10 protein-coding genes and 1 pseudogene are annotated in these 10,842 nt (G+C 42.4%); 1 reads left to right on the forward strand and 10 read right to left on the reverse strand.

Features of this window, described 5'->3' with window-relative positions:
• Positions 1-662: 662 nt before the first annotated feature.
• The 7 genes from AB4589_RS20635 to dusA form a co-directional block, all read right to left on the reverse strand.
• Positions 663-1,439, reverse strand: a complete 777-nt coding sequence (locus AB4589_RS20635; RefSeq protein ID WP_102250087.1) for a phosphoadenylyl-sulfate reductase — start codon at positions 1,437-1,439, stop codon at positions 663-665.
• Positions 1,432-3,159 carry an assimilatory sulfite reductase (NADPH) hemoprotein subunit gene (gene cysI, locus AB4589_RS20640; protein WP_372101599.1) on the reverse strand — a complete coding sequence of 576 codons (1,728 nt, stop codon included), beginning with the start codon at positions 3,157-3,159 and terminating at the stop codon, positions 1,432-1,434. Before cysI ends, AB4589_RS20635 begins: the two co-directional genes overlap by 8 nt.
• Complete coding sequence (locus tag AB4589_RS20645; protein ID WP_371703549.1) at positions 3,159-5,024, reverse strand: assimilatory sulfite reductase (NADPH) flavoprotein subunit; 1,866 nt, start codon at positions 5,022-5,024, stop codon at positions 3,159-3,161. Before AB4589_RS20645 ends, cysI begins: the two co-directional genes overlap by 1 nt.
• 123 nt (positions 5,025-5,147) lie before the next feature.
• Positions 5,148-5,378 carry a hypothetical protein gene (locus tag AB4589_RS20650; RefSeq protein WP_004735813.1) on the reverse strand — a complete coding sequence of 77 codons (231 nt, stop codon included), beginning with the start codon at positions 5,376-5,378 and terminating at the stop codon, positions 5,148-5,150.
• Positions 5,379-5,599: 221 nt separating this feature from the next.
• On the reverse strand, positions 5,600-6,322 hold the full coding sequence (locus AB4589_RS20655) for a TIGR04219 family outer membrane beta-barrel protein (RefSeq protein WP_081326142.1): 723 nt from the start codon (positions 6,320-6,322) through the stop codon (positions 5,600-5,602).
• Positions 6,323-6,457: 135 nt separating this feature from the next.
• Positions 6,458-6,679 carry an envelope stress response protein PspG gene (pspG, locus tag AB4589_RS20660; protein ID WP_009847904.1) on the reverse strand — a complete coding sequence of 74 codons (222 nt, stop codon included), beginning with the start codon at positions 6,677-6,679 and terminating at the stop codon, positions 6,458-6,460.
• Between the two features lie 253 nt (positions 6,680-6,932).
• Entirely contained in the window at positions 6,933-7,934 is a 1,002-nt protein-coding gene (gene dusA, locus AB4589_RS20665; protein ID WP_050651411.1) for a tRNA dihydrouridine(20/20a) synthase DusA, read from the reverse strand.
• 225 nt (positions 7,935-8,159) lie between these two features.
• On the opposite strand from dusA, the pseudogene AB4589_RS20670 reads away from it, so the two are divergent.
• A pseudogene (locus tag AB4589_RS20670) lies at positions 8,160-8,407 on the forward strand (tyrosine-type recombinase/integrase); the annotation flags it as partial.
• A gap of 42 nt (positions 8,408-8,449) precedes the next feature.
• On the opposite strand, the gene AB4589_RS20675 reads toward AB4589_RS20670, so the two are convergent.
• The 3 genes from AB4589_RS20675 to AB4589_RS20685 are packed head-to-tail and all read right to left on the reverse strand — an operon-like array spanning position 8,450 to position 10,838.
• Complete coding sequence (locus AB4589_RS20675) at positions 8,450-10,201, reverse strand: caspase domain-containing protein (protein ID WP_372101600.1); 1,752 nt, start codon at positions 10,199-10,201, stop codon at positions 8,450-8,452.
• 4 nt (positions 10,202-10,205) lie between these two features.
• Positions 10,206-10,409 (reverse strand): hypothetical protein, encoded by a 204-nt coding sequence (locus tag AB4589_RS20680; protein WP_372101601.1) that lies wholly within the window; start codon positions 10,407-10,409, stop codon positions 10,206-10,208.
• 9 nt (positions 10,410-10,418) lie between these two features.
• Positions 10,419-10,838, reverse strand: coding sequence for a mobilome CxxCx(11)CxxC protein (locus tag AB4589_RS20685; RefSeq protein ID WP_372101602.1), 420 nt, complete (start codon positions 10,836-10,838; stop codon positions 10,419-10,421).
• Between the last annotated feature and the right edge of the window lie 4 nt (positions 10,839-10,842).

Raw genomic sequence — 10,842 nt, forward strand, 5'->3', positions numbered from 1 at the left:
AATACTGACTTCAAAACTAATATTCATGTAAACATGAACATGTAATTCTAAAGCTATTACCCCTCTCTTCTTAAATAAATAGGAACAGAATGGTAATGAATTGACTGTGCCAAATAACTACAAGTAGTTAAACGTATTGGTCACTCAGTTCATTGAAATCAGTTTTGATTCCGAAGAATCTGTTTTATCTAACGATAAAACGTTTTGATATTCATCAACGAGTGCCCACACAGATTGATAGGTTTAAATTGTTAAAGAGCTTCTCTTCGTTGTGACCTACATCACTTCGGAAGAGGCGGCCATTCTAGCGTTTTAATTCTCAGTGTCAAACACTTTTGAAAATTAATTTCTACTTTCTAAAAGTAGAAGCGAATTATCGCTTAAAGCTAGTTGCCTAACTAACATTCTTCGCTGAAGCCTTGTGGCGTCTACCGTGTCAGTGAGGCGGCATTATAGAGATGTTCCTCACATTGGCAAGTGTTTATTACCAAAAAGTGCAAAAATAACGGTTAGATGATGGATAAACACCCAAAGCCTTATTTATGCAAGTTTAACTACAAAGTACCTACATAATAACCACAGACTTATCCACAATCGCTTTAATTTTATCCCCTAGAAACTAAAAAAGCTGCCTTGAGGCAGCTTTTTAAATGGCAATGAGTCTAAATCCCAGAGCCATATTGCTCTCCATCGTCTTCATGGAGACCACATTCTCGTTTTAGACCATTAAAACGGGTTTCTTCTTCAGTCATACCCGGTTCCCATTTCTTAGTCGTATGAGTATCTCCAACAGAAAGGTACCCCTGCTCGCGAAGTGGGTGGTAACTGAGACCATGCTCTTCTAAGTAATAATGAACATCTTTATTTGTCCAATCAATTACTGGCAAGAACTTAAACACACCATTTTGGATAGATAAGATCGGCAAGTTTGCGCGCGATTGAGATTGCTCTCTTCGCAACCCTGAAAACCAAGTGCCAGCCTCTAGTTCATCCAGCGCTCTTCTCATCGGTTCGACTTTATTAAGCTTGTTATACTTCTCTATTCCTTCTATACCTTGATCCCAAAGTTTGCCATATTGCGCTTCTTGCCAATTAGAGCTCTGTTGTGCGCGAAAGACTTGAAGGTTTAAAGTCAATTTCTGACTTAACTCATCTATAAAGCGATACGTTTCTGGGAATAGGTACCCGGTGTCTGTCAGAATAACTGGAATATCGGGTTTGGCTTGAGTCACTAAGTGCAGCATCAATGCTGCTTGGATTCCGAAACTAGAAGACACCACATGTGTTCCTTCTAAGTTTTCCAGAGCCCACTTCACTCTTTCTAATGCAGTTAGCTGTTCTAACTCAGCATTAATTTGTCCAAGACGAAGTATCTGCTCCGTCTTAGTCAATGCGAGTAGCTCTGCTAACTTCAATTTTGAAGCGACAGAATTATGCATGCAAATCCCTCTTTGAAATGATCACCTCTTCGATGATGCCAGCTCGGATTGTAAAATCACCGAACCCTTCATTATCCGTTCGTTCCGTAGCCCAACGCCCCACCAGCGAATCAATCTCTTCTAAAATCTGAGCTGACGTGATGTTCTCTTTATACATCTTAGGAATACGAGTTCCGGCTTTGTTGCCACCTAAGTGCATGTTGTAACGCCCTGGAGCCTTGCCGACTAAACCAAGTTCAGCCAACATTGCACGACCACAGCCGTTTGGACAGCCTGTGATACGAAGGATGATATTATCTTCTTCTGGTAACCCGTGTTTCTTCAGAATGTCTTCAACATCTGTTACAAACTCAGGAAGAAAACGTTCGGCTTCTGCCATTGCTAACGGACATGTTGGGAATGCCACACACGCCATTGAGTTCTTGCGCTGTTCTGAAACGGCATCATCCATCAGACCGTATTGACGTGCCAGCTTTTCAATTTGTGCCTTTTGGCTCTGAGGTACACCTGCAACAATGAGATTTTGGTTCGCTGTCATGCGGAAATCACCTTTGTGGATCTTCGCTATTTCAGCAACACCTGTTTTCAGCGCTTTACCCGGAAAATCAAGTAAACGACCATTTTCGATGAATAACGCTAAGTGGTGCTTACCATCAATACCTTCCGCCCAACCGATACGGTCGCCACGGCCAGTAAACTCATAAGGACGACTTTCAGCAAACTCAACGCCTGCACGTTTTTCTACTTCTGCTTTGAATACATCAATACCAACACGGTCTAGTGTGTATTTGGTTTTGGCATTCTTACGATTCGAACGGTTACCCCAGTCACGTTGTGTCGTCACAACAGCTGCCGCTACATCTAACGTTTTCTCTAATGGCACAAAACCAAAGTCGTCAGCTTTACGTGCATAAGTAGAAGTATCGCCGTGCGTCATTGCAAGACCACCGCCCACTAATACGTTAAAGCCCACCAGCTTTCCGTCTTTAGCAATCGCAATAAAGTTAAGATCGTTAGCATGAACATCTACGTCATTTTGCGGAGGAATTACAACCGTCGTTTTGAACTTACGTGGTAAGTAGTTACTACCTAAGATAGGTTCTTCATCTGTTGTTGCGAGCTTTTCACCATCTAACCAGATCTCAGCATAAGCACGAGTCTTAGGTAATAGGTGTTCACTGATCTTTTTCGCCCAATCATAAGCTTCTTGGTGTAGCTCGGACTCAACCGGGTTTGTGGTACACAAAACATTTCGGTTTACGTCACCCGCAGTAGCGATTGAATCAATACCAATACTGTTTAGTGTTTGGTGCATTAACTTAATGTTCGGCTTCAACACACCATGGAACTGGAAAGTTTGACGAGTTGTAAGACGGATAGAACCATAAGAGGTGCTTTCATCTGCGAATTTATCAATCGCTAACCACTGCTTAGGAGTGATGATGCCGCCTGGCATACGCGCACGAAGCATTACGTTATGTAAAGGTTCTAGCTTTTGCTTAGTACGTTCATTACGAATATCACGGTCGTCTTGTTGGTACATACCGTGGAAGCGGATCAACTGAAAGTTATCAGCAGTAAAACCACCAGTGATACGATCTTGAAGATCTTGTTCAATCGTACCGCGAAGGTTTTTACTTTCACGCTTCAGACGTTCATTGTCAGCCAAAGGTCCCAGTACTTGACCTAGCACTTCTTGCTCTATTACTTGCTTGCTCATTAGTACACATCCCTTTGGTAACGTTTCGCTTTACGTAAATCATTAATATATTGTTCAGCTTGTTCGCGGCTTTGGTTGCCATGTTTTTCCGCTATCGTAACTAACGCTTCATGGACATCTTTTGCCATTCGAGTTGCATCGCCACATACATAGAGGTACGCGCCCTCTTGAAGCCATTGCCAAACCTGCTCTGCCTGTTCAATTAATCGGTCTTGAACATAAACCTTTTCTTTTTGATCACGACTAAACGCAACATCAAGCTTGGTCAATGCACCAGATTTAAGATACCTCTGCCATTCAACTTGATATAAGAAATCTTGAGTAAAGGTACGGTCACCAAAGAACAACCAGCTTTTACCTTCTGCGTCATTGTTTTCACGCTCTTGAACAAAACTACGGAAAGGTGCGATACCTGTACCCGGACCAACCATGATGATTGGTGTGTTGTCGTCTTGCGGCAGTTTGAAGTTATTGTTGTTCTCTACAAACACTTTAACTTCACCACCTTCTTCAAGGCGTTGAGCTAAGAAGCTAGAAGCGCCACCCAGACGAGATTCATCGCCCTTTTGGTATTCAACCAGACCAACCGTTAAGTGAACTTCTTCATCCACTTCAGCTTGGCTTGATGCAATAGAATAGAGGCGTGGAGTTAACTTACGTAGTAGGCCAATCAATTCATCAGCCGATAGCTTGGTCTTCTTCTCAGCTAAAACATCGACAACTTGAGTATTACCCGCGTATTCACGAAGCTTGTCTTTATCTTCCACCAGCTTAATTAACTTCTTACTGCCCGAAAGCTCAGCAAACTTAGTCACTAGCTGAGGGTTTGAAGATGTAATCTCAAATTTGCTGACGAGTGCGCTATGCACAGACAAGTTGTCACCATCGACATCGACACTTTCGATACCAGACAGCCCAACCTTAGAAAGAATTTGATTTGCGAGTTCTGAACTGTTTTCAAACCATACGCCTAGCGCATCACCCGGTTGGTAAGTAATACCCGACTCATCAAGATCAATCTCGATATGACGAACATCTTTGCCCGAATCACGACCGGTGATCTTTTGGCTCGTTAATAGTGTCGCTGTGTATGGGTTTTGTTTGGTGTATTGCGAATGACCGGCAGCCGCTTGACCGACGGGTAACTGAACTACATCGGCTTCAGTGCCTGTCGATAGCGTCTCTTTTACTTGCTCTAATGCTTTAGCGCGCCACTGCGTTGCTGACTCTTCGTAATCAACATCACAATCAAGACGGTCGACAAACGATTTAGCACCAAGCTTAGCGAGGAAGTTATCGAAGTCTTTAGCCGTTTGGCAGAAGAACTCATAGCTTGAGTCACCTAAACCGATCACACCGTATTGTAGGTTTGATAATTTTGGCGCTTTCTTCGATTGAAGGAATTCATGCAACTCAATAGCGTTATCAGGGGCTTCGCCCTCACCATTGGTTGAAGCCACAAAAATGACGTGTGTCTCTTTGGCTAGGTTCTTACCTTTATAATCACTTGCATCGAAAAGCTCGACAGCAATCCCTAAGGCTTTCGCTTCTGCCTCAAGCGATTCAGCGACACCTTTCGCATTACCGGTTTGGGATGCGAAGATAATGCTGAGCTTACCCGCAGGTTTTGCGGCTACTGCAGCGGCTGCTTGAGCGATTGGCGCGGCGGCACCCACAGGCTGAGTTTGGCTCACACCCCAAAGGTAACCACTGACCCATGCCAGTTGTTGAGAAGATAATTCAGAAACAGTTTGCTGAAGATGACCCAATTGTTGGTCATTAAGTGGTGCTGCTAGCCCAGGTAACTCATTAGCCCCAGACTGTGCATTATTATTTTGTGAAGACTCTTTCTTATTTAAAGACATGGTCACGACATCCCTAATCATTGCGTGACGATAGATTAACCACTCCTTTTAATAACAAGAAAGAATAGAAAAGTATGTTTTATAACTTTTTGGAAGTAAAAACCGATTGAAACGTCAATTGAGTTACTGGTTTTCAATACGAACTTGTTGAAAGCCAACCGCCATTGCCGACTTAGATGCTAGGTCTAAATCCGCGTAATGACACTCTTCACCATGAACATCAGTAAGCAAAACAAAGCCACCGCCCATATGGCGAAACTCCACAACCCAAGACCCCTCTTGAATTGAGGGCTCTATGATCGCTTCAACCAACAGATTTTCTCGATATAAATTTCGTAATTCATTGAGTGTCATATTCCATCCCTTGCTTTGACCTCACAACATAGACCTTATAAGAATAGACGCTAATTAGGTCTCTGTATTAAGGATGGTCGAAAGTGATGAATGTGCTAACTAATTCCAGAAAAGTATATACCCAAGTAACTTCAAGATGCTTGGGTATAACCAATAGATATAAAAAACGCCACTTCATAAAGTGACGTTCTTAAATTTCGTTCTAGATTCGTTTTAATTGCCTAAAAGCGTACTTCTACGCCAGCAAACCAACCATCAACCATAACAAACGATTTAGGTGGCCCTGGCTTTGGGTCATCTAACGGATCCGGTTCTTTGTCTGTCTCAAGAGGTTTGTTCAGCTCTGAAGAGAAGAATTTGTCCGAATCAAGGTCGATCACACGATAGCCACCACGAAGTGCTATTTCAGTATCTGCCACTGGAATACGGTACTGAACACCCGCCATCAAATCGGTACTCTTAATACCGTTGCTATCACCAAATTCCATCGTACCAATGATATCAAGGTGAGTATTAGGGACATTGATTTCTGCGTTACCGTAGAAGCTCCAAGTAAACTCATCAAAACTTGTCGTTTTCGAACTGTACGGATCTTTGTAATGTGAGTTCGCATACTGAGTAAATGTCACACCCGCATCGAAGTTCATCAACTTGTGATCCAACATTGTGTAGTAGAACGTGTAGTCGTACTTATCAAACGCTAACAATGTTGTATCAACAGTAGAGTAGCGGAAACTCGCATTTGGCAGCTTAGGGGCATTATGCTCAAATGCGAAATACAACGAAGGTGAGTTTGAGTCACTCGACCTAGCTTCATTCAGCTTTGTACTTCCCCACCACATATCAGCACCGATCTTAGTCGTGTAAGAAAACTCTTCTTCAGCGGACACTGCCGAGCTTAAAGAAAGCATTCCCACTAAAGCAATTAATGGCATTTTATTCATTTGAGATAGCTCCAATTCCATATCGTTGTGCTAATTGTATGCACATTCATAGATTATTGGGGAAAATTCTACCACACATCTTAAATTCTAAAACGATAAACCGCTGACGAGTAAAGATTTGACGACACGATGACCTTAATAACGTCTTTGGTTAGAGCTGTGTACATAGTTTTTGAAAAACCACACACCCACAGCAATCACGATCAGCCAAGGCAGCAGTTTAAACACAACGCCCATCATACCTAAGACTAGCATGACCGCTAACGCGATTCCGGTTGCCGCTAGTACCGTCATAAACGTAATACCAGTAACGAGTAAAGTTGCGACGAAAATAAGAACAAAGATTAATTCAAACATAATGGTCTCCCTAATGAGTTCATGACCTATCTTTCCTACTTTCTAACATTGCAGCTTCCATACCAAGTTAGCTACAATCATAAACTCCTTATTTATCAGGCAAATAAAAAGCCACGCATCTTCATGCGTGGCTTCTCGGAAACTCAAAATGGTAAATTTAGCCTCTAAGGGCGAATTTAACCTTATTCTTTAAGCCTTAAGCTTCTAGCTTTTAATTCTTAGCTTTTGGCTTTTGCTTTAACCTTGAGGGTGTCTATACGTTTAGCTCTTTAGGGATCTTAGCCAATGCCGTCTGAATCACCTCAATGCCCGCGCCTTTCTTATGTGCATTCTCACTGATGTAACGACGCCATTGTCTTGCACCCGGCATGCTTTGGAACAAACCAAGCATATGACGAGAGATATGACCAAGGCTCGCTCCATTCGAAAGCTCACGCTCAATGTACGGGTACATCTCTTCAACTACTTGTGAACGCTTCTTGATTGGCGTGTCTAAACCAAAGATCTGCTGATCAACTTCAGCCAAGATAAACGGGCTATGGTATGCCTCACGACCAATCATCACACCATCAAGGTGCTGCAAGTGCTCTTTAGTTTGTTCTAATGTAGTGATGCCACCATTTACCGCAATCACTAGATCTGAGAAGTCTTTCTTGATTTGGTACGCGCGATCGTAATCTAGCGGTGGGATCTCACGGTTCTCTTTCGGGCTAAGGCCACTCAACCACGCCTTACGCGCATGGATAGTAAATTGCTCACAACCACCCTTTTCAGAAACAGTAGAAACAAACTTAGTCAGAAACTCGTAAGAGTCTTGGTCGTCGATACCAATACGCGTTTTCACCGTAATTGGAATATCCGTGACTTCTTTCATCGCTGACACACAATCTGCCACCAGCTCAGGCTCAGCCATTAGGCAAGCACCAAAGCGACCATTCTGAACTCGGTCGGAAGGACAACCTACATTGAGGTTCACTTCATCATAGCCACGCTCTCCAGCAAGCTTGGCACAAGCCGCCAAATCAACCGGGTTTGAACCACCAAGTTGAAGTGCTAATGGGTGTTCTTGCTCGTTATACTCTAGAAAGTCGCCCTTACCATGTAAGATCGCACCAGTTGTGACCATTTCCGTGTACAGAAGCGTCTGCTGAGATAGCAAACGGTGAAAGTAACGACAGTGGCGGTCAGTCCAATCCAACATGGGTGCAACGGATAAGCGGTTAGCCGCGTATTTACTGGTATTGTCAGGTTTCATAAAGCGTTACTCAAAATCTATACACTGCATATATATACAGAAACTCGCTAGTTCTGCCGCAAGCTCCCCCACTCACTACGCATATAGTACGTATTGGTGGAGTGAAACGAAGGCATCATTTAGCATTAAAAAAGAACACTTCAAAGCGGTGAATCACGCTTCACAGTGGACATTATCGTCAAAAATAATTGGGCGATTATACACAGGGAATCGAAAACATTCAGGAACAAAGACGAACTTATTTTCCCGTACAACTCGCGTCGTGTGAGCGCAGGCTGTCAGCGAGTGAGAAACGAATTGGGTATTGAGGATTTGAGGTATCACGACTTAAGAAGAGAGGGTGTAAGTCGCTTGTTTGAAAGGGCTACTCAATTGAAGAAGTAGCCCAAGTAACAGGTCATAGGAATTTGAATATTTTATGGCAAGTATATACCCAGCTATTTCCTCACAAACTGCACAATAAGCAACCTTAAAAACACATTATTTGAAGCTGCTAAAACACTTTGTGTTTGTAACTAATACCACTGTAAGTTTGCGAGCACTTCATTTTTATAGCGATTAGCTATTTCATCAAACCTTTCATAACTACCACCAAACATACCTGCTTGGATAGGTCCCCACTTTTCTTTATGCAGGTTGGCTTCATCCAATAACTTTTGGAAAGGGGAATCTCGTCCTCCCCTTTGACCTTTCCAACCAAACCGACCAATAGGCCCATAAACGCTACCAGAACGTCGTTCTTCAAGATCTGCAGCAACCAAAGCAAACAGAACTTCAAACTCATCAAAAAGAGCCTCATAACCCCGACTCAAAAAGAACAAGTCATCTAAATCAGGCTGAACTATCTTAAACAAATACTCACTTAATGGTGTGTATTTACGATCGTATTCAGGAATCCGCTTAAAGACCTCGCGCAATTCATAAGCAGCATTTGCTGCTTTTTCAACAAATAGGGAGCCTTGATGGTCATAACTTTGCTCTCCAAGCTTAATATTAAAAACCTCTCTTAAAGACTTGTAATTCTTACTCTCGATTGCGGCTATACCCACATTATAAGTAAGCAGTAACAGCGGATACCATCGCAGATTTAGCCAAATGACCATACCGTTTTGGTTTTCCAATAATCGATCACATGAACGAGCCATAATCTTAAGAAGGGAGTTCAGTTGATTATCATTAGCCCAGTGAGCAAGACAAGCAACTACAACAGAAAGGTCTTTTGTGCTTTTTTCATACAAATCCACTCTTTCTAAGAGCTCTTCGTTGGAGAAGCTTCCACTGGTAGCGAAATTATCTTCACTCGTAGAAGATAAGTAACGTCGAACCTCTTCTATTGAAAAGTCATGAAGCTTTATCTGGGAACGTTCTGAAGATAGTAACTCTTTAACATATTCTATTTTATCTTCAGTCGATTCAGAGTCCCGAGTTTGGTCCATATAGGGAATACTTATTAAATCATCTGTTCCCGTCTTTCCATCATCTGACGATGTATCCTGTTGTGGCACCGATATGATGAAATCCCCGTCTCCATCAAATTGTCCATAGTGTGGCGTCTGCTCAGAATTTATATCATTTGAAACCTTAGAATATACATAAGACATCAAACCATTCGCTGTGATTACACCATACTCATTTGACGCTTTCCCCCTGAGCCCTTCAATGAGATGCCCCGTAAAGACTGAGTGGTTTGGTAGAGGTCCCCCTGAATCAGCAACTACCTCATTAGCCTTACCCGCGGTAATGACTTGTCTAGAAAAACGTTGGTACATATCTTGTAAAAAACGACTACTACCCGGCTTTAAGTCTCGATGTACAGCTAAGCCACCGTAACAAGCATCCATCACAAATAAAATATGCTTGGCTCTAATTAACTCTGCGTTGCGAGTAAGCTCATCCCAACGGATAAAAGTCGAATAGTCACCCATATCAGCATCATGTGGAACTAGATAACCAACATCGCCCTTCACACCCGCTTTTGTATGACCATGCCCAGCAAAGAATACAAATAGCCGATCATCTACCTTGACATCATCCTTAGCAAATCGCATGAACGACGTCAAAATAGTGGACTTCGTAGCTTCTTCGTCGGCTAAATAAGTAATGTTGTCTGCATCAAACCCTAGCTCTTGAATCAATGTTTCTCTAATTTCAGATGCATCGCTCACTGCATAATCTAATGGAGATGCTTTCTCATATTTATCTATTCCTATGACGAGAGCACGACTAGTCTCATATTTTGTTTGAAGTATAAACTTTAGAGCACGCATAGAGTTACTTCCCGCATCGTGGGCAGGCACCAGGAGCAGGGGCAAAGTTAACGGTTGTATGACCCATTTTCTCACCAAAAATGTCATTGCCTCTAGACTTTACTGAGCCACCGCCCAGTCGGCCTTGAACTCGATGCATTAACTCTGCCTTTTCATCACCGCTTAATTGAGTGATTTTAAGTAAGATTTCTTCCACACGACTTGTCATTGAATTTCCTTAATAATTACCACAAGAATTACACTTCGATGGTTTACTAGATATTGGGATTTTTTTACATACATGACACTCTTGCGAAAAGTAGAGAAGAGCTTGATGATTTGCAAAACGCTTCTCTTTGTCTGTAAGTGCCTGCCCTAAATCTCGAAACTCTCTATTTTCGTATTTTATTCGCAAAGAATTAAAGTCTTCCTCGAGACTGTCATTAGGCAAGTTAGATTCTTTAATTCGCTTGAATTTGTTGAACAGATCAGTATTTTCGCGGAGAGACTCTACCGCATATTCGTAGACTTCATCCCAACGAGCAACGATGGACCATGTTGATAACACCAACTGGCATATACCGACAAGACCAGCAATAACAATCATTATGGGAAGAACCTTACTATCGTAACCGAAAGACAGAATGATCTGCTCCAGTCAG

The sequence above is a fragment of the Vibrio sp. 10N.222.49.A3 genome (assembly GCF_041475145.1).
Classification (GTDB): Bacteria; Pseudomonadota; Gammaproteobacteria; order Enterobacterales; family Vibrionaceae; genus Vibrio; species Vibrio tasmaniensis_A.

Bases quoted from the DNA above. Each gene is read 5' to 3' on its own strand.
- pspG (WP_009847904.1), bottom strand. From the start codon at position 6,679: ATGTTTGAATTAATCTTTGTTCTTATTTTCGTCGCAACTTTACTCGTT.
- AB4589_RS20650 (WP_004735813.1), bottom strand. From the start codon at position 5,378: ATGACACTCAATGAATTACGAAATTTATATCGAGAAAATCTGTTGGTT.
- AB4589_RS20680 (WP_372101601.1), bottom strand. From the start codon at position 10,409: ATGACAAGTCGTGTGGAAGAAATCTTACTTAAAATCACTCAATTAAGC.
- cysI (WP_372101599.1), bottom strand. From the start codon at position 3,159: ATGAGCAAGCAAGTAATAGAGCAAGAAGTGCTAGGTCAAGTACTGGGA.
- AB4589_RS20645 (WP_371703549.1), bottom strand. From the start codon at position 5,024: ATGTCTTTAAATAAGAAAGAGTCTTCACAAAATAATAATGCACAGTCT.
- AB4589_RS20635 (WP_102250087.1), bottom strand. From the start codon at position 1,439: ATGCATAATTCTGTCGCTTCAAAATTGAAGTTAGCAGAGCTACTCGCA.
- AB4589_RS20675 (WP_372101600.1), bottom strand. From the start codon at position 10,201: ATGCGTGCTCTAAAGTTTATACTTCAAACAAAATATGAGACTAGTCGT.
- AB4589_RS20655 (WP_081326142.1), bottom strand. From the start codon at position 6,322: ATGAATAAAATGCCATTAATTGCTTTAGTGGGAATGCTTTCTTTAAGC.
- dusA (WP_050651411.1), bottom strand. From the start codon at position 7,934: ATGAAACCTGACAATACCAGTAAATACGCGGCTAACCGCTTATCCGTT.